At 53.2% G+C, this 26,734-nt stretch carries 22 protein-coding genes and 2 pseudogenes; 15 read left to right on the top strand and 9 right to left on the bottom strand.

Annotation, left to right across the window (positions count from 1 at the left end):
- Together PSSD_RS19130 and pntA are read right to left on the bottom strand one after the other, a co-directional pair.
- Window positions 1–161: NAD(P)(+) transhydrogenase (Re/Si-specific) subunit beta (locus tag PSSD_RS19130; RefSeq protein ID WP_201023833.1), on the bottom strand; the 161-nt coding region annotated here is incomplete at its 3' end.
- Window positions 162–172: 11 nt separating this feature from the next.
- On the bottom strand, window positions 173–1,705 hold the full coding sequence (gene pntA, locus PSSD_RS19125) for a Re/Si-specific NAD(P)(+) transhydrogenase subunit alpha (RefSeq protein WP_058973317.1): 1,533 nt from the start codon (window positions 1,703–1,705) through the stop codon (window positions 173–175).
- 539 nt (window positions 1,706–2,244) lie between these two features.
- On the opposite strand from pntA, the gene ydgH reads away from it, so the two are divergent.
- Window positions 2,245–3,201: a DUF1471 family protein YdgH gene (gene ydgH / locus PSSD_RS19120; RefSeq protein ID WP_058973316.1), complete on the top strand. Its 957-nt coding sequence runs from the start codon at window positions 2,245–2,247 to the stop codon at window positions 3,199–3,201.
- 210 nt (window positions 3,202–3,411) lie between these two features.
- Window positions 3,412–4,803 (top strand): amino acid permease, encoded by a 1,392-nt coding sequence (locus PSSD_RS19115; RefSeq protein ID WP_058973315.1) that lies wholly within the window; start codon window positions 3,412–3,414, stop codon window positions 4,801–4,803.
- Here PSSD_RS19115 and PSSD_RS19110 read toward each other — a convergent pair whose 3' ends face one another.
- Window positions 4,804–5,217, bottom strand: coding sequence for a hypothetical protein (locus tag PSSD_RS19110; RefSeq protein WP_039334331.1), 414 nt, complete (start codon window positions 5,215–5,217; stop codon window positions 4,804–4,806).
- Between the two features lie 176 nt (window positions 5,218–5,393).
- On the opposite strand from PSSD_RS19110, the gene rstA reads away from it, so the two are divergent.
- The 6 genes from rstA (at window position 5,394) to PSSD_RS19085 (ending at window position 10,657) form a co-directional block, all read left to right on the top strand.
- Window positions 5,394–6,119 carry a two-component system response regulator RstA gene (rstA, locus tag PSSD_RS19105; protein ID WP_039334329.1) on the top strand — a complete coding sequence of 242 codons (726 nt, stop codon included), beginning with the start codon at window positions 5,394–5,396 and terminating at the stop codon, window positions 6,117–6,119.
- On the top strand, window positions 6,116–7,426 hold the full coding sequence (gene rstB / locus PSSD_RS19100; protein ID WP_039334328.1) for a two-component system sensor histidine kinase RstB: 1,311 nt from the start codon (window positions 6,116–6,118) through the stop codon (window positions 7,424–7,426). Before rstA ends, rstB begins: the two co-directional genes overlap by 4 nt.
- Window positions 7,427–7,438: 12 nt before the next feature.
- Window positions 7,439–8,926, top strand: coding sequence for a carboxypeptidase M32 (locus tag PSSD_RS19095; protein ID WP_058973314.1), 1,488 nt, complete (start codon window positions 7,439–7,441; stop codon window positions 8,924–8,926).
- A gap of 170 nt (window positions 8,927–9,096) precedes the next feature.
- A complete protein-coding gene (gene asr, locus PSSD_RS19090) occupies window positions 9,097–9,570 on the top strand; it encodes an acid resistance repetitive basic protein Asr (RefSeq protein ID WP_058973313.1) in 474 nt (157 codons plus the stop codon).
- 83 nt (window positions 9,571–9,653) lie between these two features.
- Entirely contained in the window at window positions 9,654–9,734 is an 81-nt protein-coding gene (gene ydgU, locus PSSD_RS28575) for a small membrane protein YdgU (RefSeq protein WP_455843913.1), read from the top strand.
- 116 nt (window positions 9,735–9,850) lie between these two features.
- A complete protein-coding gene (locus PSSD_RS19085; RefSeq protein ID WP_058973312.1) occupies window positions 9,851–10,657 on the top strand; it encodes a trypsin-like serine peptidase in 807 nt (268 codons plus the stop codon).
- Between the two features lie 87 nt (window positions 10,658–10,744).
- Here PSSD_RS19085 and hrpA read toward each other — a convergent pair whose 3' ends face one another.
- Window positions 10,745–14,641: an ATP-dependent RNA helicase HrpA gene (hrpA, locus tag PSSD_RS19080; RefSeq protein WP_058973311.1), complete on the bottom strand. Its 3,897-nt coding sequence runs from the start codon at window positions 14,639–14,641 to the stop codon at window positions 10,745–10,747.
- A 254-nt stretch (window positions 14,642–14,895) separates the two neighbouring features.
- Here hrpA and azoR point away from each other — a divergent pair, with 254 nt between their 5' ends.
- A complete protein-coding gene (azoR, locus tag PSSD_RS19075; RefSeq protein WP_034821315.1) occupies window positions 14,896–15,495 on the top strand; it encodes an FMN-dependent NADH-azoreductase in 600 nt (199 codons plus the stop codon).
- 211 nt (window positions 15,496–15,706) lie between these two features.
- On the opposite strand, the gene PSSD_RS19070 is transcribed toward azoR, so the two are convergent.
- Genes PSSD_RS19070 through PSSD_RS19060 form a run of 3 tightly spaced genes read right to left on the bottom strand, consistent with a single transcriptional unit; the run spans window position 15,707 to window position 18,842 of the window.
- Window positions 15,707–16,027, bottom strand: coding sequence for a YdbL family probable chaperone protein (locus PSSD_RS19070; protein ID WP_058973310.1), 321 nt, complete (start codon window positions 16,025–16,027; stop codon window positions 15,707–15,709).
- An 11-nt stretch (window positions 16,028–16,038) separates the two neighbouring features.
- Window positions 16,039–16,227 (bottom strand): YnbE family lipoprotein, encoded by a 189-nt coding sequence (locus tag PSSD_RS19065; RefSeq protein ID WP_039333459.1) that lies wholly within the window; start codon window positions 16,225–16,227, stop codon window positions 16,039–16,041.
- A complete protein-coding gene (locus PSSD_RS19060) occupies window positions 16,224–18,842 on the bottom strand; it encodes a YdbH family protein (protein ID WP_058973309.1) in 2,619 nt (872 codons plus the stop codon). Before PSSD_RS19060 ends, PSSD_RS19065 begins: the two co-directional genes overlap by 4 nt.
- 165 nt (window positions 18,843–19,007) lie before the next feature.
- Here PSSD_RS19060 and PSSD_RS19055 point away from each other — a divergent pair, with 165 nt between their 5' ends.
- Entirely contained in the window at window positions 19,008–20,000 is a 993-nt protein-coding gene (locus PSSD_RS19055; RefSeq protein ID WP_058973308.1) for a 2-hydroxyacid dehydrogenase, read from the top strand.
- A 16-nt stretch (window positions 20,001–20,016) separates the two neighbouring features.
- On the opposite strand, the gene PSSD_RS19050 is transcribed toward PSSD_RS19055, so the two are convergent.
- Entirely contained in the window at window positions 20,017–20,289 is a 273-nt protein-coding gene (locus tag PSSD_RS19050; RefSeq protein ID WP_039333466.1) for a putative hemolysin, read from the bottom strand.
- A 187-nt stretch (window positions 20,290–20,476) separates the two neighbouring features.
- Here PSSD_RS19050 and PSSD_RS19045 point away from each other — a divergent pair, with 187 nt between their 5' ends.
- Together PSSD_RS19045 and nifJ are read left to right on the top strand one after the other, a co-directional pair.
- Window positions 20,477–21,133, top strand: a complete 657-nt coding sequence (locus tag PSSD_RS19045) for an MgtC/SapB family protein (RefSeq protein ID WP_058973307.1) — start codon at window positions 20,477–20,479, stop codon at window positions 21,131–21,133.
- A 137-nt stretch (window positions 21,134–21,270) separates the two neighbouring features.
- A pseudogene (gene nifJ, locus PSSD_RS19040) lies at window positions 21,271–24,797 on the top strand (pyruvate:ferredoxin (flavodoxin) oxidoreductase).
- Window positions 24,798–24,844: 47 nt separating this feature from the next.
- Here nifJ and PSSD_RS19035 read toward each other — a convergent pair.
- The gene (locus tag PSSD_RS19035) at window positions 24,845–25,045 is read right to left on the bottom strand and encodes a DUF2767 family protein (protein WP_039333472.1); all 201 of its coding nucleotides are present in this window, start codon (window positions 25,043–25,045) and stop codon (window positions 24,845–24,847) included.
- 629 nt (window positions 25,046–25,674) lie between these two features.
- Here PSSD_RS19035 and PSSD_RS19030 point away from each other — a divergent pair.
- The 3 genes and pseudogenes from PSSD_RS19030 to PSSD_RS26710 form a co-directional block, all read left to right on the top strand.
- Entirely contained in the window at window positions 25,675–26,367 is a 693-nt protein-coding gene (locus PSSD_RS19030; RefSeq protein WP_058973306.1) for a hypothetical protein, read from the top strand.
- 2 nt (window positions 26,368–26,369) lie between these two features.
- Window positions 26,370–26,570 (top strand): hypothetical protein, encoded by a 201-nt coding sequence (locus PSSD_RS28465; RefSeq protein ID WP_058973305.1) that lies wholly within the window; start codon window positions 26,370–26,372, stop codon window positions 26,568–26,570.
- A 32-nt stretch (window positions 26,571–26,602) separates the two neighbouring features.
- A pseudogene (locus PSSD_RS26710) lies at window positions 26,603–26,734 on the top strand (type VI secretion system tube protein Hcp); the annotation flags it as partial.

Raw genomic sequence — 26,734 nt, 5'->3', positions numbered from 1 at the left:
CTGTTCGGACCGAAGATGGTGGCCAGCAGAGCAATCGCCATGCCGCTCATACCAAAAATATTACCCTGTTTGGATGTCTCATGCTTTGAGAGACCCGCAAGGCTGAAAATAAACAGAATTGCGGCAACAATGTATGCTGCAGTCACTAATCCGCCAGACATGTTGTTACCCCTTAATTCTTACGAAACATTTTCAGCATGCGCTGGGTGACGGTGAAACCACCGAAGATATTGATGCTGGCAATCAGTACGGCAACGAAGGCCAGGAACGTCACCCAGCCACCGTGGCCCATCTGCAATACCGCACCCACGACAATGATGCCGGAAATGGCGTTAGTGACAGACATCAGCGGGGTATGCAAAGCATGACTGACGTTCCAGACCACGTAGTAACCGACCACGCACGCGAGCGCAAAGACGGTGAAGTGAGACAAGAACTCTGCCGGTGCCACGTTGGCCAGACAGGCGAACAGCACAATCGCCAGGGCCAGCAGCAGATACTTACGCCAAGGCGACACCGGTTTGGCTTCCACTTTGGCTTTCGGCTCAACTGCGGCTTGCGCAGCTTTAGGTGCGGCTGAAACCTGAATTGGCGGTGCAGGCCAGGTCACTTCACCTTCGCGGACCACGGTGACGCCACGGACCACGACGTCATCGAAGTCGACGGTGATTTCGCCGTTCTTCTCTTTACACAGCAACTTCAGCAGGTTGACCAGGTTGGTGCCATACAGCTGGGAAGACTGCGTCGCCAGACGGCTTGGCAGATCGGTATAACCAATGATCTTCACGCCGTTGCTGGTCAGGGTAACCTGATCGGCGACGGTGAGATCACAGTTACCACCGGTGGCAGCGGCCAAATCGACGATCACACTGCCAGGCTTCATGCTGGCAACCATTTCTGCAGTGATCAGTTTAGGGGCTGGTTTGCCCGGAATCAGGGCGGTCGTGACAATGATGTCGACTTCTTTTGCCTGGGCAGCAAACAGTTCCATCTCTGCCTTAATAAAGGCTTCGGACATCACTTTGGCATAGCCATCGCCGCTACCGGCTTCTTCTTCAAAGTCCAACTCCAGGAACTCGGCGCCCATACTCTGCACCTGCTCTTTCACTTCTGGACGGGTGTCGAAGGCACGGACAATCGCACCCAGACTCCCTGCTGCACCGATAGCAGCCAGACCCGCAACGCCCGCACCGATGATCATCACTTTGGCGGGCGGCACTTTGCCTGCTGCGGTGATTTGTCCGGTGAAGAAGCGTCCGAACTCGTGAGCAGCTTCGACGATCGCACGATAACCGGCGATATTCGCCATGGAACTCAATGCATCCAGAGCCTGCGCGCGTGAAATACGCGGCACAGAATCCATCGCCATCACGGTGACCTGACGGGCAGCCAGTTTCTCCAGCAATGCCGGATTTTGTGCTGGCCAGATAAAGCTCACCAGCGTGCTGCCGGCACGCGTCAGCTCAATTTCTTGATCATCAGGCGCGTTCACTTTTAACACAATGTCAGACTGCCAGACATCAGCGGTACTGCTGACAGTGGCACCAGCGGCGATAAAGCTTTCATCGTCGAAGCTGGCACGCATTCCCGCGCCCTGTTCGACAGTTACGCTGAATCCCAGCTTGATCAGTTGCTCAACGGTCTTGGGCGTCGCGGCGACGCGTGACTCGTTGGCTAACCTTTCTTTGGGTATCCCAATTAACATACTGTTTCCTTTCAACAATTAAAGGATGAGGTTCTGTAAGTGGCACAAGCCCATAAGGCTGAAACAGCGTTTCAGCTTTTTATGAGCAAAATGCGCAATGTAACAAAGTCTTTATAACCTACTGAAAATGTGAAAAGTGATCCACAGCGATAACGCACACTTATGACATTCACTCAAATATTCAGATGCAAAGATTGAATGCCACGTTTTGCCACTAGTTTTAAGACGTAATAAAAAATAATCTGCTGCGCAAAATCGTGTCATGTCGAATTAAGTGTTTTTAAAAACCTTTATTTAACAATACTTTAACCATTATGGCACTATGCGTTACCAGAATTAGTGGTAACCTGGTTAAAAAAAAGCCATAGCATAGGCAAATGACATGTCGATGAATAATTTGCGGTGATTGTCAATCTTATGCGCATAAATTGGCTGAGACAGGCTGATTATTACATGCAATAATCAGCGGCTAATCTGTTATACATCAAGAGTCCAGCACGTTTTCGTACTCATTTTGCGTAAGGCGAAGGATCATTTTTATGAAGCTGAAGAACACCATTCTGGCGTCCACCTTGTTATCTCTGCTGGCAGCAAATGCATTTGCTGCCAAAGAGTTGACGCCAGAACAAGCGGCCGCGTTGAAGCCATTCGAACGTATTAATATCAGCGGTCGATTCAATGCCATCGGTGATGCCACTGATGCCATCTCCAAAGCCGCCGATGAGAAAGGCGCTGACTCTTTCTATGTGCAAGGTATCAATGACACCAATGGCAACGGCGGTAACTGGCGTGTAACGGCAGACCTGTACAAAGCCAATGCACCTAAAGCGGATGAGTCCACCCAGTATCGTATGTTTAATGGCGTGAAAGAGTTGCCTAAAGCAGAAGCCTATCGCTTAGAGCCATTCGATACCGTATCCGTCAGTGGTTTCTTCTCCAGCCAGCCCGACGTGAATGATGCCATTGCCAAACAAGCTAAAGAAAAAGGCGCAGCGTCCTTCTTTATTGTGCGTCAGGTTGATGCGAACAACGGCGGCAACCAATACATCACGGCTTACGTTTATAAAGCCGATGCGCCAGAGCGTAAGGTACAGAACGTCTCTGACTCCATCCCTGCCGATTCAGAAGCCGGTAAAGCAGCGCTGGCAGCAGGCGGCGCAGAAGCGAAGAAAGTCGCCATTCCGGGCGTAGCCTCTTCCGATACACCAAGCCGTAGCGTGGGTCGTTTCTTTGAAACCCAGAGCTCTACCGGCCAACGTTATACCGTGAAGTTGGCAGATGGTCGCAGCGTTCAGGAAGTGAATGCCATCACCGCGGCGCAAATGCAGCCGTTTGATACCGTGACCTTCTCTGACCACTTCGGTACACCAACGGAAGTGTCTGAAGCCGTGGCAAAACGCGCTGCGGACAAAGGTGCGAAGTACTATCACATCACCCGTCAGTGGTCGAGCCAGAGTGGCGGCAACCTGACTGTGACTGCCGATCTGTTCAAGTAATACCGATGTAGGGCGGCAATTGTCGCCCTGCTTTCTGTTTGCATAGTCTGTGCGCAGATTTGCATAATCCTGCATTGCCTTCCCTGTTCGCTCTCCGTAAAATCCCTCGCCTGTTTTTAGGGTATTCCGTTTCAAACTCGGCTTATTGCCACGATACTCTCCAGCGGAATAGTCACTACCCAGCATACTATGCTGCTCAGGAATGGCGTTTTGGATAAAAAATTAGGTCTTGGTGCACTCACCGCGCTGGTACTCAGTTCAATGTTGGGCGCAGGGGTGTTTAGCCTGCCGCAAAATATGGCCGCCGTAGCGGGACCCGCCGCCTTGCTGATTGGTTGGTTGATTACGGGCGTGGGGATCATTTTTCTTGCGCTGGCCATGCTGTTGCTGACACGTATGAAACCCGAGCTGGATGGCGGAATCTTTGCTTACGCACGGGCAGGTTTTGGCGAGCTAATGGGCTTTTGCTCCGCGTGGGGATACTGGTTATGCGCGGTGATCGCGAACGTCTCCTATCTGGTGATCGTCTTCTCGGCACTGAGTTTCTTCACCGACACACCGGATTACGTAGTCTTTGGTGATGGCAATACCTGGCAAGCGATGCTGGGTGCCTCGGTGTTGCTGTGGTTGGTGCATTTCCTGGTATTGCGCGGCGTACAAACCGCTGCCAGCATTAATTTGCTGGCCACCTTGGGCAAACTGGTGCCGTTGCTGTTGTTTGTGGTGCTGGCGCTGTTGGCCTTCAACTACGATCGTTTCAGCGTGGATTTCAGTGGGCTGACGCTCGTGCAGCCGCTGTGGCAGCAGGTCAAACAAACCATGCTGATCACGCTTTGGGTCTTTATCGGCGTTGAAGGCGCCGTGGTGGTCTCTGCACGCGCGCGTCATAAGAAAGATGTTGGACGCGCTACCATGCTCGCAGTGATCGCAGCGCTGCTGGTTTATCTTCTGGTGACGCTACTGTCATTAGGTGTGGTACCGCGCGCTGAATTGGCACAGATGCGTAACCCTTCCATGGCAGGATTAATGCAGCAATTAATGGGGCATTGGGGTAATGCGGTGATCGCCGTAGGCTTGATCATTTCCGTGTGCGGTGCGTATCTGAGCTGGACCATTATGGCAGCCGAAGTGCCCTTCCTCGCCGCGCAGCAAGGCGCTTTTCCGCGTATTATTGCACGCCAGAACCGCCACAACTCGCCCGCCGCCTCATTATGGCTCACTAATGGCAGCGTGCAGCTGTGTCTGATCCTGATCGCCATCACCGGTGCCGACTACAACACCTTGCTGACCATTGCTTCAGAGATGATTCTGGTGCCCTATCTGCTGGTCGGGTTATATCTGATTAAAGTGGTGCGCGGGCAGAACAAACCGTTGGCGATGATCACCGGCATCGGTGCCAGCGCCTATGGGGTGTGGCTGCTGTATGCTTCTGGCCCGCTGCATCTGCTACTTTCCGTGGTGTTGTATGCGCCGGGATTACTGCTGTTCCTCTATGCGCGACGCGGCGGTCGCAGTGACAAGGTGTTATCACAACTGGAGCGCATTGCGATTGTCTTGCTGATGGCGGCTTCACTGCCTGCGGTATGGCAGCTCACGCAGTAATTAGTGGGGTTGTACCGGAATAGAAACACACAGCAGGTCATCCTGCTGTGTCAGATTGAGCGCTTTACGGTATTCCTGATGGATAGCGTCAAGCTGCTCCGCTGACAAAGGATAAGGTAACTGGATATCGAAACGACTGATGTGTTGCTGTTCAGCTAAGGTGATGAGTCGAGCGATGTTTATCTCGTCACTGACCTGTGTTGAAATGATTTGTAATGCTAATTCTTTGAGGTGATCGTCACTGGCCGCTAAGCCATGCGCAGATTTACGCGTCACCATGCCAAAGATGGGCATCACGCCGTAAATGGCATCGACAAAACTCCAGCGTTTTTTGCAGGAAGCGGAGAGAAAATCACTGTAATTGAAGCAGATGCGGTCACTGTATCCGGCTGAAGCCAGCTCTTTATCAGACACCCTCGCACTCCTCCTGGTTTTTATTGCGGTTCCGAACCTTGCGCTACAACGCGCCGCTAATAATGGCACATTTCCCTGGGAACATACCAGTCAGAGAGGGATATTTCGTGCGATAGCGTAGAGCTCAGGACCAGGAAAAGTTATGCTGCTGTCATTCTCATCACGCGCAGAGAAATATGAACAGAATTGTCTATGTGGAAGATGAGCCAGAAGTGGGCGAACTGATCGCCGCTTACCTTGGCCGCCACGATATTGAAGTCACGGTTGAAACCCGCGGTGACCGCGCAGAAGCCACCATTCTTGAGGTCGACCCCGATCTGGTTTTGCTGGATATTATGCTTCCCGGCAAAGATGGCATGACGGTGTGCCGCGATCTTCGCGCCCACTGGCAAGGCCCGATCGTGTTATTGACCTCACTCGATAGCGATATGAACCACATCCTCGCTTTGGAAATGGGTGCCAACGATTACATTCTGAAAACCACGCCGCCTGCCGTACTGCTGGCGCGACTGCGTTTGCACCTGCGCCAGGCGCAAGGTGTGCAGCCGGAAGTGGCGCCCGCCGTGCAGAGCTCACAACGCGTGCTGCGCTTTGGTTCACTGACGATAGATTCACTGAATCGTCAGGTGACGCTGTTCGAGGAAAATATCACGCTGTCTACAGCTGATTTCGATTTGCTGTGGGAGCTGGCAACCCATGCTGGGCAGATATTGAATCGTGATGCCCTGCTGAAAACGTTACGTGGCGTGACCTATGACGGCATGGATCGCAGTATTGATGTGGCGATCTCGCGCCTGCGTAAGAAGCTTTATGACAGCGCCACCGAACCGTTCCGCATCAAAACTATCCGTAATAAAGGTTATCTGTTCGCACCACAGGCCTGGGATACTCGCTCCGCATGAGAAAGCTCTTCATTCAGTTCTATTTGCTGCTGTTTGTCTGTTTTCTGGTGATGACGCTGCTGGTCGGTTTGGTGTACAAGTTCACTGCTGAACGTGCCGGTCGTCAGTCGATGAATGACTTGATGGCCAGCTCGCTGTTTTTGATGCGCAGCGAACTGCGCGAGATCCCGCCGCGTGACTGGAATAAAACCATCCGCAATCTCGATCTCGATCTGTCGTTTGAGCTACATATCGAACCGATGAGCAAGTATCAACTGGATGAAGCCGACATGCGTCGCCTGCGCGCAGGTGAGATTGTCGCCCAGGACGATCAGTACACCTTCCTGCAGCATATTCCACGCAGCCATTATGTGCTCTCTGTCGGCCCGATTCCGTACCTGTTCTATCTGCACCAAATGCGCATCCTCGATATCGCCTTACTGGCTTTTATCGGAATGTCACTGGCGCTGCCGGTGTTTATCTGGCTGCGGCCGCACTGGCAGGAGATGCAGCGCCTGGAAAAAGCGGCACAGCGCTTTGGTCGCGGTGAACTGGATGTGCGAACCCATTTTGAAAGCACGTCTAGCCTGCATAGCCTGGGCGTGGCGTTTAACCAAATGGCGGATAACATCAATACGCTGGTCGCCAGTAAGAAACAGTTGATTGATGGCATCGCGCACGAGTTGCGTACGCCGTTAGTGCGATTACGTTATCGCTTAGAAATGAGCGATAACCTGAGTGAAGCGGAGTCCGCCGCGTTAAACCGCGATGTGGGCCAGTTAGAGAGCCTGATCGAAGAATTACTCACCTACGCTCGCCTGGATCGCCCGCGTGTTGACCTCAATTTGCAGTCATTCGACCTTGCCCAATGGTTGCGGCTGCATATCGAAGATGTGCAAACCATGAATCCGCAGGCGCAGATCGCGCTGGATATTCCGCAACTGGAAAATGTCGGTGCAGCGGATACTCGCCTGATGGAACGCGTGCTGGATAATCTGGTCAATAATGCCCTGCGCTATGCCCAACAGCGATTGCGCGTCAGCCTGTGGTTTGACGGCGCGATGGCTAATTTACAGGTAGAAGATGATGGTCCAGGCATTCCTCAGGAAGAGCGCGCACGCGTGTTTGAACCGTTCGTGCGTCTTGACCCCAGTCGCGACCGCGCCACGGGCGGCTGTGGTTTAGGCCTGGCGATTGTTCACTCTATCGCGCAAGCGCTGCAGGGACAGGTCAGTATTGAGAGCAGCCCGTTAGGTGGTGCCTGCGTTCGCTTCTGCTGGCCGATTGATCTACCCTTGCGAGACATTCCGCCCCGTTTACCGTCATAAGGAGCTTCAACTGTGACATCCGCTTATCAGCAACTTAGCCGTACATTCCAGCGCTTATCGCGCTTCGGTCACCTGGGCGCTATCGCTGGCGTCGATATGCAAACCACCATGCCACCGGGCGGCAGTCAGGCACGTGGCGAAGCCATGGCCGAATTGAGTGTCTTCATGCATGAACTGTTGACCGATAAGCGTCTCGGCGGTTTGTTCGATGCTGCACAGCAGGAATCTCTGAACGACGTTGAGCAGGCCAACCTCAGTGAAATGCAACGTGCGTGGCAGCAGGCGACAATCCTGCCCGCAGCGCTGGTGGAAGCGAAATCGCTGGCGGGCTCACGTTGTGAGCATGCATGGCGTCAGCAGCGCCCGGCCAATGACTGGGCTGGCTTCTCTGCCAACTTAAAAGAAGTGGTCAAACTCAGCCGTGAAGAAGCCCAGTTGCGAGCAGCAGCCTCCGGTGTTTCCCGTTATGATGCCTTGCTGGATGTGTTCGAACCCGGCATGACCAGCGCCCAACTCGATAGTACGTTTGGCGAGTTAAAAAGCTGGTTGCCAGACTTGCTGCAAAAAGCCGTAGCAAAACAGCAGAAAACCCCTATCGCGGCGCCTGTTGGTCCTTTTGCCATCGAAGCGCAGAAACAACTGGGGCTCAGTGTGATGAAGACGCTCGGCTTTGACTTTAATCATGGTCGCCTTGACGTCAGCGCTCACCCCTTCTGCGGCGGCGTGCCAGAAGATGTGCGCATTACCACGCGTTACAACGAGAACGATTTTCTCAGTGCCATGATGGGCGTGATCCATGAAACGGGCCACGCGCGTTACGAGCAGAACCTGCCGCAACAGTGGCGGGGACAGCCGGTCGCCCATGCGCGTTCCACGGCGATGCATGAGTCACAAAGCCTGTTTATGGAGATGCAGTTGGGGCGCAGCAATAGCTTCCTGCAACACATTCACCCGCAGGTGGTGGCTCTGATGGGGGATCAGCCCGCACTGGAAGTCAGCAACTTTATTCGCCAGACCCAACGTGTCAAACCCGGTTTTATTCGTGTTGATGCAGATGAACTGAGTTATCCGGCGCATGTGATCCTGCGTTACGAGATTGAACGCGCGCTGATTGAAGGTGACATTGAGGTTGAAGATATCCCTGCGCTGTGGGACGAAAAGATGCAGCAATCGCTCGGCATTGACACCCGTGGCAATTACCGTGACGGTTGTATGCAGGATATTCACTGGACCGACGGTGCCTTTGGTTACTTCCCGACATATACCTTGGGCGCCATGTATGCCGCTCAGCTGTTCCAGGCGGTGAAGCGGGCGATTCCACAGGTGGATGAACTGATCCTCAACGGCGAGTTGCAGCCAGTCTTTGACTGGTTACAGCAGAACATCTGGCAACACGGCAGCCGCTTCCCTACGCAGCAGTTGCTGATCAATGCGACAGGAGAAGCACTGAATCCGCACTATTTCCGCCAGCACCTTGAACAACGCTACCTCTCTGAGTAAACTGCGCGGCGGCCAGTCAGGCCGCCCTTTTCACATCCTTTACCCTGCTTTGTACATTCCGTTACACGCCGATACCAATGCCTCACGGAAAGACCGAATTGTTTTTCATATAGTTCTTTCACCGGCCCCGCAGTGGGCTACACATGAAAAAATAGTTCGAGGATTTTGCGATGAAAAAATTAGTTGCACTGGTGATCGCCGCTGCTATGGGTATGTCTTCTGTTGCTTTCGCTGCTGAGACAACTGCTGCTCCGGCTGCCGCCGCTACTACTACCGCAGCACCGGTTAAGCATAAAGCTGTTCACCATAAAAAAGTTGCCCAGAAAGCGCAGGCAGCTAAGAAACACAAAAAAGTAGCTAAGAAAGCCCCAGCTGCACAGAAAGCTCAGGCTGCTAAAAAGCACCACAAAAAAGCAACCAAGCCAGCTGCGCAGAAAGCCCAGGCTGCTAAAAAGCACCACAAGAAAGCAACCAAGCCAGCTGCACAGAAAGCCCAGGCTGCTAAAAAGCACCACAAAAAAGGAACCAAGCCAGCTGCACAGAAAGCTCAGGCTGCTAAAAAGCACCACAAAAAAGTAACTAAACCAGCTCAGAAAGCTCAGGCTGCTAAAAAGCATCACAAAGTGAAAAAAGCGGCTAAATAAGTTCGGCTCTTAGCGCCAACACCGCATTAATATTTAAAAAACACCCGGTTATGCCGGGTGTTTATTTACTGGAGTAGCGAAAAATGGTGCGTCGCTATCGCTTCGAAATTATCCTGATTGTGATGATACTGTGTGGCATCGTTGCAGCCAGTTTTTTTATCTAGTCGTTGTAGCGTGCTGATTACTCCAATATTTCTCCCTTTTTTCCCGCTCTCCGACTATAGTTACCGCTCACGCGTGATGACAATAACCTCTTTTTATTCTCGCCATTGAGAGAACTATGCGCCTGGCTATCCTGTTTCTAGTTGGTATTTTCAGTTTCAACCTCACAGCACATGCCGATGATGAAGATGGGCCAAGCCCGGAAGACATCAAAACACTCTTTTTTGGCAAAGATCACCGCAAAGCGATCACCGATGTTAGCGCCGCCCCCTGGGACGCCATTGGTCAGTTAGAGACCGAAAGCGGCAACCTGTGCACCGCCACCCTGATTTCTGCGCATCTGGCCTTAACCGCCGGACACTGCCTGTTGGCCCCGCCAGGAAAATTCGATAAACCCGTTGCGCTGCGTTTTATGGCGGGATCTAAGGGCTGGCGTTACGAGATTCATGATATTGACGCGCGCGTCGAACCCTCTTTAGCCCGTAAATTACAGGCAGATGGTGAAGGCTGGATCGTGCCGCCGGGTGCCGCTCCTTACGACTATGGATTGGTGATACTGCATAACCCGCCATCGGGCATTGTACCGATTCCGCTGTTTGACGGTTCACGCAGTGATTTGACCGATGCCCTCAAAACCACCGAGCGCAAAGTGACGCAGGCTGGCTATCCGGCGGATCACCTGGATACGCTCTATTCGCACAGTGATTGTTTGATTACCGGTTGGGCACAGCGCGCGGTGCTGTCGCACCAGTGTGATACCCTGCCGGGCGATAGCGGATCACCGCTGCTGTTGAAAACCGCTGATGGCTGGCAGTTGATTGCCGTGCAAAGTTCGGCACCAGCGCCCGCTGACCGCTACCGCGCGGATAACCGAGCGATTGCAGTGACCTCGTTTAAAGACCGCCTCGAAGAGTTAGCCAAATAACCGCCTGACGGTCGCCATAAATGGCGACCCTACAAAAATCGATGCCGTATTTTGTAGGGTGCGCATAAATGCGCACCGGCATACGTATTAACCTATCTGCTCCATCGCCTGCAAAATACGTTTTTCGGAGATCGGGAACGGTGTACCCAACTGCTGCGCGAAATGGCTCACCCTCAACTCTTCAATCATCCAGCGAATAGCCTGTACGTCGGCATCATCCTGACGTTGCGGCGGTAACTTGTTACGCCATGTCTGCCACGCCTGTTCCACCGCCTGCACTTTCAGCATCCGCGCACGATCGCTGTGCGGGTCAACTGGCAGTTTCTCCAGACGGCGCTCAATACCCTGCAGGTAACGCAACGTATCAGCCAGTCGTTGATAGCCATTGCCCGTCACAAAGCCGCGATACACCAAGCCACTCATTTGCGTTTTGATATCAGACAGCGCCAAAGCCAGTGACATATCCACGCGGCCTTTGAGGAACTTATTGATATTAAACACCGACGTCAGGATCTGCTCGACCTGTTTGGCGATGGTCACCACCGTCTCATTGAGTTCTGCACGCACTTTGTCACGCAGTTGTTCGAAGTTTTCTTGTTGCCACGCCGGACCGCCCGCCGCCGCCATCAGCTTGTCGACGCCACAGGCGATACAATCATCGATCAGATCCAGCACTTTGCCGTAGGGATTGAAGTACAAACCGAGTTTGGCTTTATTCGGTAGCTTCTCGTGCAGATACTTGATTGGCGACGGAATATTCAACAGCAACAGGCGACGCTGTCCGCGCCACATCATTTTTTGCTGCTCTAACTCATTATCGAACAGACGAATAGCGACACTGTCTTTCTCATCGACCAGCGCCGGCCAGGCTTTTACCTGATAGCTGCCGCGCTTCTGTTCATAGCTTTGTGGCAAAGTGCCAAAGCTCCAGATATGCAGCCCGCTCTGCTCAAGTCCGTCGTCGGCCACTTTTGACAACGTCTCCTGCACTTTACCCTTCAGCACTTGTTTAAGCTGATGCAGATCTTTGCCTTCCTGCAACTTGCGGTTGTGCTCATCAACAATACGGAAGGTCATTTTGAGGTGATCGGGCACCTGATCCCATTGCCAGGCTTCACGGTCGATGGTGACGCCTGTCATGCGGCGGAATTCGCGCTCCAGTGCATCTAACAGCGGCAGTTCCATAGCTTTAACCCGCCCCAGGAACGCTTCTGCATAGTTGGGTGCTGGCACCAGATTACGACGTGTTGGTTTGGGCAGTGATTTGATCAGGGCGATCACCAATTCTCGGCGCACACCGGGAATTTGCCATTCAAAACCGCTCTCTTCGACCTGGTTTAATAACGGTAATGGGATATGCACGGTGACCCCATCCGCATCACCGCCCGGCTCAAACTGGTAGCTCAGTTTGAGCTTCAGGTTGCCCTGCTGCCAGAAGTTCGGATAATCAAGCTGGCTGACTTTATCGGCACCCTCTTTGATCAGCATCTGCTTATCAAAGCTGAGCAAATCGGGATTCGCTTTGCTCGCTTGTTTCCACCAGCTATCAAAATGACGCGCTGAGACCACTTCGCTGCCGATGCGTCGATCGTAGAAGGCAAACAGTGTTTCGTCGTCAACGAGGATGTCGCGACGGCGCGATTTGTGTTCCAAATCTTCAACTTCACTGCGCAATTTAAGGTTGTTGCGCAGGAATGCGTGACGCGTTTGCCAGTCTCCTTCCACCAGGGCATGACGGATAAACAGTTCGCGGCTGAGTTGCGGATCGATACGGCTATAGTTGACCTTGCGCGCCTGCACAATTGCCAGTCCGTACAGGGTAACTTTTTCCGTTGCCATCACCGCGCCCTGGGCTTTTTCCCAGTGCGGTTCGCTGTAGCTGCGTTTAATCAGGTGTTGTGCCAGCGGCTCAATCCATTCCGGATCGATACGCGCCGCCACACGTCCCCACAGGCGGCTGGTTTCCACCAGCTCTGCCACCATGGTCCACTTCGGTGGCTTCTTAAACAGGCCCGAACCGGGGAAGATGGAGAAACGCGCATTACGCGCCCCGGTAAACTCCTGCTTCTCGTTATCTTTTTGCCCGATATGCGACAGCAATCCAGTCAGCAACGCGCAGTGCACTTCACGATAGGGTGCCGGTTCGCTGTTGACTGGCATGCCCTGTTCACGCACCACCTGGCGCAATTGGGTGTAAATATCCTGCCATTCACGGACGCGTAAATAGTTGAGGAAATCAGCCTTACACTGGCGGCGGAAATGATTGCCAGACAGCGCTTTTTGCTGCTCTTGCAGGTAATTCCACAGATTCACAAAGCTGAGGAAATCAGACTCTTTATCGGCAAAACGACGATGTTTCTCATCAGATGTCTGCTGTTTTTCACTGGGACGCTCACGCGGGTCTTGAATGGATAACGCCGCTGTAATGATCATCGCTTCACGCACACAACCAAATTTCTGCGCTTCCAGTACCATACGCGCCAGACGCGGATCGACCGGCAACTGCGCCAACTGGCGGCCTGACGAGGTTAACTTATAGGTTTCATCTTCGCTCAGCGTAATCGCGCCCAACTCTTCCAGCAGACGTACACCGTCCTGGATGTTGCGCTTGTCTGGCGCTTCGACGAACGGGAATGCACCGATATCGCCGAGGCCCAGTGCCGTCATCTGCAGAATGACCGATGCCAGGTTGGTGCGCAGAATTTCTGGGTCGGTAAACGCCGGGCGGCTGAGGAAATCGTCTTCTGAGTAGAGACGAATACAGATCCCTTCCGATACGCGACCGCAACGCCCCTTACGCTGGTTGGCAGAGGCTTGCGAAACCGGTTCAATCGGCAGGCGCTGCACCTTGGTGCGATAGCTATAGCGGCTGATACGTGCCGTACCGGGATCGATAACGTATTTAATGCCCGGCACCGTCAGAGAGGTTTCCGCCACGTTGGTCGCCAGCACGATACGGCGTCCACTGTGTGACTGGAACACGCGGTTCTGTTCGGCGTTGGAGAGACGCGCATAGAGCGGCAGGATTTCCGTGTGCGGAATCTCCCGCTTCATCAGCGCGTCGGCGGTATCACGGATCTCACGTTCACCGCTCATAAAGATCAGGATGTCGCCACGGCTCTCGTGCCCCAACTCATCCACCGCATCAAAAATCGCCTGAAGCTGGTCACGGTCAGTGTCGTCAGCATCTTCCACTATCGGGCGATAACGCACCTCCACCGGATAGGTGCGACCAGAGACTTCAATCACCGGTGCGTTGTTAAAATGACGTGAGAAACGCTGTGGATCGATGGTAGCCGAGGTGATGATGACTTTCAGGTCGGGACGACGCGGCAACAGTTCGCGCAAATATCCCAGCAGGAAATCGATGTTCAGACTGCGCTCGTGCGCCTCATCGATAATGATGGTGTCGTATTGCAACAGTTGACGGTCCTGCTGGATTTCCGCCAGCAAAATACCGTCGGTCATCAGCTTCACCTGGGTGGTGTCACTGACCTGATCGTTAAAACGCACTTTATAACCAATAGTGCCACCCAGTGAGATTTCCAGCTCATCGGCAATACGGTTCGCCACGGTGCGTGCTGCCAGACGACGCGGCTGAGTATGACCAATCAGCCCCTTCACGCCCCTTCCGAGCGCCAGACAGATTTTGGGTAACTGCGTGGTTTTCCCTGAGCCGGTCTCACCTGCCACGATCACGACCTGATGGTCGCGGATGGCTTCGGCAATTTCCTGCTGTTTCTGACTGACCGGCAGGTTTTCCGGGAAGGTAATGCGCGGAGTGGCAGCGGTACGCTGGGCAATGCGCTGTTCAGCCGCAGCAAATTCAGGCTCCAGTTCAGCAGCAATGCCCTGCTGTGCCGCAGGATTTTTCACCTTCGCCGCGCCATGCAGACGGCGCTGCAAACGCTGGCGATCGCGCAGCATGAGATTATCGAGCCGCGTCCAAAGTGGGGCCAAAGGGGAAGTGACGGATGATGACATAGTGATGTGTTACCTGTTGTCGCGGCGAGCCTGACAAAGTGCGCTCGTTGCCGGCAAAAATACCCGGCGGATTCAATCAATTATTGCCCGGCATAATAGCACACTCTGGACAACCTCACCTGACCGGACATGCGACCTTATTCAATAATTTCGAACATAGGTCTCGAAATATTGCGCTTTTACCTCGCGGAGGAACTCCGTAGAGTGTAACGCATTGAGCGGTAAGCCAACCGCGTAACGCACAGGAAAATACCATGAGCAAAGTTTTAGTTCTGAAATCAAGCATCCTCGCTGGTTACTCTCAGTCAAACCAACTGGCTGACTTCTACGCTGAAGAAGCGCGCGCAAAAGGTAACGAAGTTACCGTACGCGATTTGGCTGCACAGCCGATTCCAGTACTGGATGGTGAGCTGGTTGGCGCACTGCGTCCTTCTGATGCTCCACTGTCTCCACGTCAGCAGGAAGCGCTGGCGCTGTCCGACGAATTGATTGCTGAACTGCAAGCGCATGACACTGTGGTTATTGCTGCACCCATGTACAACTTCAACATCCCCACTCAGCTGAAGAACTACTTCGATCTGATTGCTCGCGCTGGCGTGACCTTCCGCTACACCGAAGCAGGCCCAGAAGGTCTGGTAACCGGTAAACGCGCAGTGATCCTGTCAAGCCGTGGCGGTATCCACAAAGATACCCCAACCGATCTGCTGACCCCATACGTGAAACTGTTCCTGGGCTTCATCGGCATCACCGACGTGAACTTCGTGTTCGCAGAAGGTATTGCTTATGGTCCAGAAGTCGCGACCAAAGCGGCTAACGACGCTAAAGACGCTATCAAACAAATTGTTGCTGCGTAATCATTGAGAACGTGATGAATACCCGAGAATAATGGGTATGATGCCATCTTTGCCGGGCCTGAGTGCCCGGCTTTTTTGTGCCTGTTGTTAGCCATAAATGGCATGATATGTGTCAGTTAAGCGCTTCTCGGTCGCCATAAATGGCAACCCTACAACGGTCGGGCGTGGTTTTCGTAGGGTGTGCATTAGTGCACACCGAAATACAAATGCCTTATTTACGCAACCACTGCCCATTAATCCCGCGCACATACTCACCGCTGCCCGCGCGGTTGACCAGCTTCTCGCCAGCGATGCGCGCCACTTCGCTGGTGGTCAGATTGTTCTGCTGCGCCACACGCTGATATTGCTGGGTGCGACCATCGTTGATGCGCTTCACCAGCGCCAGGGTCTCATCATCCTGCTGGCGTGCCGCGATAAAACCGCTCAGCGTCTCGCCCACGCGCCCCTGTTGCCGCGCCTCATCAAGCGTTAACGCCCACGCGGAGGGGATCATCAGTAGCGCCAGAAACATCGCGGCCCATTTGCGTTTCATCATGCCGCTCCTCAAAACAGACCGCTTTGATTTTTCAACAACGCTTCCACGTCTTTATCGACCTTAATATGGATCTCATGCTCGATCTTGACGTTCATATTGATGGTGATGGGCTCTTTCGGTGCCGCGACTTCAATGCGCGGTACGCATCCCATTAGTGGCAGCCCAGCGGCTAAAACCAGTAGTGCCCTCAGGCTCATGGTTGGGGATCCTTTTTCGATGGCAGGGTGGCGTTTTGCTCCACCCAGGATTGCAAATTATCGCCAAAGCGCAGACTGCGCCACAGCTGGAACAGATTTTCCTGATGCCGGTAATTAAGATTGATCGACTGGCGGCGATTACTGAACTGGCTGGTGCCTTTGACTTCCGACTGCATGGTGAGATTGCCGAAATTATCCAGGTCCAGCGTCGCCCATGAACGGGAAATCTCCATATAGCGCAGCCAGTCCATGGCCGCTCCCGCCGCAAAGTTATTGCTGACGATGGCATCGGCCATGTCTTTATCCATGCGGAACGTTAGCGGGCCGCTATTGGCAATCCATCCTTTCTCAATCAGCCATTGCGGATTATTGACCCACAGCGGTAACTCGCCGTTGACCTTACCCGACATGGCAAACTGCTTGGGCTTGATGGCGGTAATCAGCTTGCTGAGATTGATTTCCCGCAGTGTGACGCGTGCGGGTTGATGCTGCGGCATACGCAGTTCAGGCATGCTGACATGACCACCCAGCAGATCGAGATTCACATTGCTCAGCGTTAATGGCTGGCGCTCCTGCCACGGATAGTGCCCCTGCAAATCAGCGGTGATGTTTTGCAGGGCGAACTGATTTTTCACCTCGGCAATGCGCAGCGAAACCGGCCCACGGCGGCCGAGCTGCCACTGATGATCTTTCAGACGGAACGGCAATGAGAAGTCGATACCATTAATTTTGCTGTCTGGCATCCATACGCTGCCATTTTTCACCGCCCAGTGACCGCCGGCTTCAAAACCCTGATCATTCGCGGCGGAAAAAGCGATTTGAGCGCGTAACTCACCCGATTGAATCCGCATCTTCAAATCGCTGCTGAGCAATGGCTGAAACACCGTCAGCGATTGGGCTGGCCACCAGGCTTCACCGCGTAAACGTTCACCGTCCCAACGCCCATGCACGCGCACAGGGCCAATATCTTCCGCAATGAGCTGTCCACGCCAGACAAACCGGCTGGGATCGGTGCCCTTGGCTTCAAAATTTAATTTAGACGGCGGCAGCCAACCACCATAGCTGAACTGCGTCTGGCCGGATTTCAGCGTGAACCCGCCGTTAAACGCAGGATGATTGATGTCACGCTGCCAACGCACGGGCGCAGTCAGCGTCAAGCGCGGTTTGTCGATCTGCACCATGCCATAGGAGAGTTGGTCAAAACCGGTATTAAGCGTGTCGAGACTGATCAACGTATCTTGCCAACTGCCCGTGCCCTTCACGTCCCATTTGGCATTCAGTGGGGCCATCTCGCCATCGCCCCAGTAACGCCAGTTCCAGCGCCCGCTGTCGGGCCAGAAATCACTGGCGCGTCCATCAATGTGCAGGGTAAAACGGCCAAAACTGGGATCGTGCGCTTTCAGGATCGCTTGCAGGCGTCCATTGATACCGCGAGAAGCGACGGTGACCCCGGCCAGCGGCCAACGTGCTTCATCCACTTCTAATGTCGAGAGTAAACGACCGCGCAAGCGTAGCAACGATCCTTGTTTCAGGCTGACTTGCGGATCGGTAAGCATGCCGTGCAACACGCCTGGCATCGTGCCGAAAAGTTGCAAATCGGCAAACTTACTCTCACCCGTTAACTGGAATGGCAAGTGGCTATCGGTGAGACTTAAGTTGCCGGGTCCAACACTCAGCACCAGGTTGCCTTTCCCCCCGCGCCCTTGTGTTAACAGATTAAAGCGGCCGCTGATCAGCGTATTCTCTAATCCCTGCTGCCAGTTTTCCAGCGTCAACGCCATGCCGCCTGACAACGGTTGGTCAGCTTGTGGCCAGCGCCAATGGCCCTGGGTGATGCGGATTTGTTGCGCGTCAACTTGCCACGGCAGCTGCAACAATGGCTGATCGTCACCCTGTTGCGTAACGGTTAATGTGCCCTGCTGTTGCTGCCAGTTGAGCGCCACAGACAGCGGCTGCGGCCACTGCGCCAGATTGACATCGCCGTTCAACTCGCCCGCCACGGGCAAGCCATCAGCAAATGTTGGCAGAGTGAGATCACCGTGCAGATCGAGCGGTTTGGGTAACAGCGGATGGGTGAACTGGAGTTGTGTGATATGCAGTTGCTGCCCTTGCAGATTTGCATCCACGCTGAGGTTATCGCCCAGGTAATGCAGCTGTTGCGCGTTCTTATCTAATGTCAGGTCAAAGCGGCCTGCATATTGTTGCCACGGCAGAACACTCAGTTGTTCAAGATGAATATCGGCCCCCGGCAACATCTGCTGCCATTCGGCCAGACTACGCGGCGCAGCGCTGTTGCTGCCCTGCGGCAATGCTTGCAGGCAATCGCTGTTAAGCTGGACGCTGTGCGCATTAACCTGCCAGCGCTGGCTGTGCCAACCCAGCGCGACGTCTTCGACTTTCGCCAGTTCGCAATCTCCCGCCAGGTAACGTACTTCGGGAAAATGCAGACCGCCCTGATGCCAGCGCGGTGCACCGTTCAGTTCAACACGGGTGTTTTCTGGCAGCCAGATGCCCGCCAGCCGGGGTAACCATTGCGTTAACGTCAGCAATAATCCCAACAGCAGCAGTATCAGCGCCAGTAGCGCAGCAAGTGTTCGACGAAGGCCCCGCGTCATGGCAGTTAACTTTCCTGTTCTTTACGCAATCCTGACAGTGATGATGTCACGTTATGCCCGGCAAATGAAGGTGTTAGCTTAATAGCCTGGCTGAAGAACAGCAAAGTGACGCGGAAAACGTTATCCTGTTGTGATACCGACAGTGCATTTTTCAGGAGCGAAACAATGAAAGTTGCGGTTTACAGCACCAAACACTACGACCAGAAATACCTTGAACACGTCAATGCCCGCTATGGATTTGAGCTGGAGTTTTTCGATTTCCTGCTCAGCGAGGCGACGGCAAAAAACGCAGCGGGCTGCGATGCGGTGTGCATTTTTGTCAATGATGATGGCAGTAAATCGGTGCTGGAAGAGCTGGCCGCATTGGGCGTGAAATATATTGCGCTGCGCTGTGCGGGTTTCAATAACATCGATCTTGCAGCGACGGCTGCGCTGGGTCTTCAGGTGGTTCGCGTGCCTGCCTACTCACCGGAAGCGGTAGCAGAACATGCTGTCGGGCTGATGATGACGCTCAATCGACGTATCCATCGCGCTTATCAGCGCACGCGTGATGCTAATTTCTCACTGGATGGATTAACCGGTTTCAATATGCATGGCAAAACCGCAGGGGTAGTCGGCACCGGCAAAATCGGTGTGGCGGCCATGCGCATATTGAAAGGGTTTGGTATGCGACTGCTGGCGTTCGATCCCTATCCCAGCGACGCTGCCCTGGAGTTGGGTGCGGAGTATGTGGATTTGAAAACGCTGTTTGCGCAATCCGATGTGATTACGCTGCACTGCCCACTGACACCCGAGAATCATCATCTGCTCAATGCGCAGGCATTCAGTCAAATGAAAGATGGCGTGATGATCATCAATACCAGTCGCGGCGGTCTGATTGACTCACAAGCGGCTATTGATGCATTGAAACAGCAAAAGATCGGTTCGCTCGGGATGGATGTGTATGAAAACGAGCGCGATTTGTTCTTTGAGGATAAATCGAATGATGTGATTCAGGACGACATCTTCCGCCGTTTGTCAGCCTGCCATAACGTGTTATTTACCGGGCATCAGGCGTTCCTGACCGCCGAAGCGTTGACGGCAATTTCAGAAACCACGCTCAGCAATCTGCAACAGCTTGAACGTGGTGAAACCAGCCCGAATCAAGTGAAAGCCTAATCGATTTGCGCCTGCGTTAGCGGGCGCAACGTCCACCCATCAGCGCTTGTTCGTCACAGCGACGTCCATTCGCCAGTTGGCACATACCAATACGCGAACCATCTAACTGACGCGAAAAGGCCAGTGAGCCCCCGGCGTTACTGCAATTCACTTCAGCCAGAGAAGCCATGACCACATGGGATGGCACGTGTGCAGCGGTCGCCTGTTGCGGTGGTTCATTATCACTGTTGCTGCTGCAGGCAGAAAGTAACAGCGCTGCACCGGCCAGCAGTAAGGTAGCGGCTTTCATCGGTCGGGCTCCGGGGAGTTGGGCGTAAAAGAGCCACCAGCATATGTCAGGTCCCATCAGGGGTCGATAGGCGACACAGCTTTTTACAAAATTTTTTATCACCCTTTGCAAGCAGAATTATCCTGATTGAACGCAATATCCCCTTCCGCGACAAAAGATCGCGATTTATCAATAGCCAGGAGGAACCATGTTAACGGACATGCTTATCCGTATTGCCCTCGCCGGGATTCTCGGTGGGTTGATTGGCCTGGAGCGCCAGATGCGCGCCAAAGAAGCCGGACTGCGCACCCATATTCTGGTCGGTATTGGCAGCGCGATGTTTATGCTGGTCTCCAAATACGGCTTTTCTGACATGCTCAACAGCGACCATGTGGCACTTGATCCCAGCCGCATTGCCGCGCAGGTGGTGAGCGGGATGGGCTTCCTCGGTGCGGGTACCATCATTATTCAAAAACAGATCGTCAAAGGGTTAACCACCGCCGCCGGATTATGGGTCACCGCCGCAATTGGCCTGGTGATTGGTAGCGGGATGTACGAAATCGGTATCTACGGCACGGTGCTGGCGCTGGTGGTGTTAGAAACCTTCCGTCGCATCAGTCACTGGTTGATTGGCCGCCATCACACACTGTTGGTCCACCTGAAACCGAAAAGTGTGCCGCTGGTGCTGCTGGTGATGCAGCGCGAGAATTTGCGCTATGGCCATATCGCGGTGGTCAATCGAGATGAAGAGAGCGGTCTCTGTGAATTGAGCGTAGAAGTGACACTGTCACGCAATGCACCTATCCATACCATTTATGACAAAGTGATGGAAATCAAAGGCGTTCAGTCACTTGAAATGATGTAAAAAACAGCAACCTTAGGTGACTGTGCGTTCATCCCCAGACACCACACAGATGAAAAAGTCCCGCCCCTGCGCTTTGCTAAACTGAATCATTACCCCCGTAAATTTTATGGGCATTCAGACTCAGCAAAGGACGTTTTATGATTACCGTCGACGGCAATGGCGCGGTGGCTTCGGTCGCTTTCCGCACCAGTGAAGTGATCGCCATCTATCCCATTACTCCCAGTTCCACCATGGCGGAACTGGCAGACAGCTGGTCAGGCGAAGGACGCCGCAACATCTGGGGCGATGTCCCGCGCGTGGTTGAGATGCAATCCGAAGGTGGCGCGATTGCGACCGTACATGGCGCATTGCAAACCGGTGTCCTCTCTACTACGTTCACCTCCTCACAGGGTTTGCTGTTGATGATCCCCACGCTGTATAAGCTGGCGGGTCAACTGACGCCGTTTGTCTTGCACGTGGCGGCGCGTACTGTGGCCACCCATGCACTCTCTATTTTTGGCGATCATTCTGATGTGATGGCGGTACGTCAGACCGGTTGTGCCCAACTGTGTGCTTCCAGCGTGCAGGAGGCGCAAGACTTCGCGCTGATTGCACAGATGGCGTCGCTCAATAGCCGCGTGCCGTTTATTCACTTCTTTGACGGTTTCCGTACCTCGCACGAGATCAACAAAATTGTTCCGATCAGCGATGAAACCCTACAGGCGCTGATGCCCGTCGAGGCGATTGCTGGTCACCGCGCGCGCGCGTTAACCCCCGACCATCCTTCTATACGCGGCACCTCCGCGAATCCGGATACTTATTTCCAGTCCCGCGAAGCCACCAACCGCTGGTATGACGCCTGTATCGGTCATGTTGAAACGGCAATGGCCGCCTTTGGCGCGGAAACTGGCCGCCACTATCAGCCTTTTGAATATTACGGTCACCCACAAGCAGACCGTGTGATCGTGATGATGGGCTCCGGCTGTGGCACTACAGAAGAAGCGATAGATACACTGCTACAACGCGGTGACAAAGTGGGTATGGTGAAGGTTCGCCTCTATCGCCCATTCTCTGCTGCGCATCTGATCAAAACCTTGCCGTCTTCAGTCCAGCGCGTAGCAGTACTGGACCGAACCAAAGAACCCGGCGCCCTCGGTGAGCCGCTGTTTCTGGATGTGATGACGGCGTTGGCAGAAGCCTTCAGTTGTGGCGAGCGCCCGACGCTGCCCAAAGTGATTGGTGGACGTTATGGGCTGTCGTCAAAAGAGTTTGCGCCTGACGCAGTGTTAGCCGTGTTTCGCGCCCTGCAGCGCGATAAGCCACCATCCCGTTTTACCGTCGGGATTTACGATGATGTCACCCATCTTTCTTTACCGATGGAAAGCAACATCGTGCCCAACCGCGCGCGGCTGGAGGCCCTCTTCTATGGGTTAGGTAGCGATGGCAGCGTCAGCGCCAGTAAAACAACCTGAAGATCATCGGCAACGCGACGCCGTGGCATGTTCAGGGCTATTTCGTCTACGATTCGAAAAAAGCTGGCGGTCTGACGGTTTCGCATTTGCGCGTCAGTGAACACCCGATTCAGTCAGCTTATCTGGTGCAGCAGGCTGATTTCATCGGCTGTCATCAGCTGCAATTTATCGATAAGTATTCGATGCTCGATCAGCTCAAACCCGGCGGGATTTTCCTGCTCAACACGCCTTATGCCGCGGATGAAGTCTGGTCACGTTTACCGCAAGAGGTGCAAAGCCAGCTCAATGAAAAACAGGCGCGTTTCTATGTGATCAATGCCGCCCGCATTGCGCGTGAATGCCAGTTAGGCGCGCGCATTAATACCGTGATGCAAATGGCCTTCTTCCAGCTGACCCAAATTCTGCCCGGCGACAGCGCGCTGACCGAACTGCAAAATGCCATCGCACGCAGTTACAGCAGCAAAGGCGAAGCGTTAGTACAACGCAACTGGCAAGCACTGGCGATGGCACAACAAGCGCTGGAGGCCGTGCCGCTGCAGCCCGTCGACAGCCGCAGCCCGCATCGTCCACCGGTGGTTTCCGACAGCGCGCCCGATTTCGTCAAAACGGTGACCGCCGCCATGCTGGCTGGCCTGGGTGACAAACTGCCGGTGTCGGCCCTGCCGCCAGACGGCACCTGGCCGGTGGGCACCACGCAATGGGAAAAACGCAATATCGCGGAAGCGATTCCCATCTGGCAGCCCGATCTCTGCACTCAATGTAACCATTGCGTGGCCGCCTGCCCGCATTCGGCGATCCGTGCCAAAGTGGTGGCACCAGAAGCGTTAGCGTCAACGCCAGACACACTCGCCTCACTGGATGTGAAATCACGCGATATGCGCGGGCAAAAATATGTCCTGCAGGTCGCGCCTGAAGATTGTACCGGCTGCAACCTGTGCGTGGAGGTGTGTCCCGCCAGCGACCGACAGCATCCCGAAATCAAAGCCATCAATATGCAGTCGCGTCTAGAGCATGTCGAAGTCGAGAAAGTGAATTACGATGCGTTTCTCGACTTGCCGGAGATCACCGCTGAGCAGCTGGAGCGCATTGATATCCGCACCTCGCAGTTGATCACGCCTTTGTTCGAGTATTCCGGAGCCTGTTCCGGCTGCGGTGAAACGCCCTATATTAAGTTGCTGACGCAACTGTATGGCGATCGCTTACTGATCGCCAACGCCACTGGCTGCTCATCCATTTATGGCGGAAATCTGCCTTCAACGCCTTATACCACGAATGCCGAAGGGCGCGGTCCAGCGTGGGCAAACTCGCTGTTTGAAGATAACGCCGAGTTCGGCCTCGGCTTCCGCCTGAGTGTGGATCAACAAAAACAACGCGCGCTGCGCCTGCTGGAACAGTGCGCACCGCAATTATCTGCGCCTCTGGTGGAGGAGCTAAAAGGTGACAATGTCACGACATCTGTGCGCCGTGAACAGATTGACCAGCTGCGAGCACAGCTGAAACTTTTGCCCTCACCTGAAGCGGGCGAATTGCGAGAGATTGCGGATGCCTTGGTTGAGAAATCGGTGTGGTTAATTGGAGGCGATGGCTGGGCATATGACATCGGCTATGGCGGCCTGGATCATGTAATGAGCCTGAACGAGAACGTCAATGTTTTGGTGCTCGATACGCAATGCTACTCCAACACCGGTGGGCAAGCTTCCAAAGCCACGCCGCTCGGTGCCGTGACCAAGTTTGGTGAGCAAGGAAAACGCAAAGCGCGCAAAGACCTGGGGATGTCTACGCTGTTGTACGGGCATGTGTATGTGGCGCAAATTTCGCTCGGTGCGCAGCTCAACCAAACGGTGAAAGCGATTCAGGAAGCGGAAGCCTGGCCAGGCCCTTCCTTGATCATCGCCTACAGTCCCTGTGAAGAGCACGGCTACGATCTGGCCTACAGCCATGAGCAAATGCGCCTGTTAACCACCAGTGGATTCTGGCCGCTGTATCGTTACGATCCTCGGCGCACCGAACAAGGAAAAGCCGCACTGTCGCTGGATTCACGTCCACCGACATCGGAACTGGAACAGGCGCTGATGAATGAACAGCGCTTCCGTCAGTTGCAAACCCGAGATCCCGAAGCCGCCACGCAGCTGTGGCATGATGCCACCGAAGCCGCCAGTCAGCGTTATCAACGGCTGGCGGAGATGGCCGGTAAAGCGGAGAAAAGTGAGTAGCTAAAGCCATTGACTAAAGGGGGCGTGCCTTAGCTCGCCCCCCCAGATCAACACGGATTCAGTTGGATAATCGCCATCTCAACTGCGCGATTAGGTGAACCGGTCAACTCACGGTAGCGCAGTTGCAGGTTACGCAACTCAGTCGCTACCACCTCTTTTTCTGTTGCGGATCCGCGCTGAGCCAGCTCCAGATAGCACTGCCCGACTAACCGGCACGCTTCTTCAAATACCATGTCGTACGTTTGCATTTGCCTCTCCTCACCTTTAGAAACTAAAAAAACTCTGCTTCCATCCTGTCAGGCGCGAAGGTGTCTAATCTTTACCCAGATCAATAAATGGGCAGATTGTTCTGGCAAAGTGTGCGCTTTTATCGCAAGCATCAGATGCGGCGGCGTAAAAAGAGATCACATCAGATCTGGCATTCGCGCCCGCAATCCGTACCATACGCACTCATGTTAGAGGGGTTTATTGCCGCTGAAGCTTTTTTAGCCGCTAACGGCCCTTAACTTCACCTTCACCTTCACCTTCAAGCGTGAAAATAATTCAGGAAAATTGTTGGCAGCCAGTTTTTATCCAGCGCCATAACTTCCACCTCCATTCCCAAAAACAATCATATTTTCCAGCGCATCAGACTCGAGCACTTCATGATGAAACATCAGGTGCTTCAGATTTAAGCCTGGAAAAACGCTAGCAAATACGTAGGGTATTTATTACATGTTTAATTACCCAACCAATCTACACATGTGAAATTTTTAACCCTGGAGAGAAATTATCACGCAAAGATCAATAGATTTATTAATGTCAATTGACAATTTTATTTCCGGCTATATCATCGCGTTTCACATTGGATATAATTGGACCGTAACAAGGAGAGATTATGTACGGTAACAAGGAAATTATCAGCTATTTTCAGACTAATAACATTCTTGCTCATAAACTGGATCATGCGATTTCGGCTGTTAGTCAGCAGGTTGCAGAACAACTCAAAACAATAGGGCTTGGCGCTACTCGCGCGTTGTATTACACATCCTGTTTTACTGATGAATATCATGATATCTGCCATAAACAAAAGACCGAAGACATTCGATTCAAAAACGGAATAATTTATCTTTTGCAACATGGCAATGTTGCGCATGACATGCTCAAAATATATTTCGAAGAAATATTTAAATATAAGGTCCCCGATCAACTGGAGCGCATCAAACAAATGCTTATGGCTGTTAATATCCACATTGCCGCCAGTTCACTCACAAACGCTGGGTTTGCTATGGCAACAGCATCATTTGTTGCAGCAGGCATGAATCTAAGTCTTGAACTCAGTGCACTGGCAGGAAGAAGAGCAGGCGGGGTTGTGGGGGCTATTGGCATATACGGCGTTGTACAGAAAGCGGCAGATAGTGCCCATCGCCTACAGATCCAATACCCAGCCTATTACTCTGCACTCTACATGCAACAACTAGAAATGATGTACTTCCTGATAGAGCCATTGTTTGAGCGGGCTGAGGCGTATAGAGCACGATGGGATTCGGATGATGGTATTGCAGATATCATCATGAGGATGATTCGATAATCATGATGAATCTTATTAAAAGGTTTTTCAGGCGGGTATTCAGGTCATTGATTTCGTATTATGGCCCGGCAGCGCTGACGATAATTTTCGCTTTAGTTCAGGGTTTGTTTTTTCCAGACAGCCCAATTTGGCTTACCCCCGTATTTTTTGTGTTTATGATGGCTGTCTTATCAATATATGAGATTGTAAAGTTTAAACGTTAGCATCATCGTAAATTAATTTATAAGGAAATAGTATGTCTACACCAGCACATTTATGGCTTGAAGATGAAAATGGGTCTCCCGTTGTAGGCAGTTGTTTAATGCCAACGCGCCTTGGTTCTATCGAATTAAAATCATTTTCCCATGGTGTCAGTATTCCAGTCGAC

The sequence above is a fragment of the Type-D symbiont of Plautia stali genome, from assembly GCF_001485335.1.
GTDB lineage: Bacteria > Pseudomonadota > Gammaproteobacteria > Enterobacterales > Enterobacteriaceae > Pantoea > Pantoea vagans_C.
The sequence above is the reverse complement of the archived record's forward strand: the minus strand, read 5'-3'. Positions and strand labels throughout refer to the sequence as shown.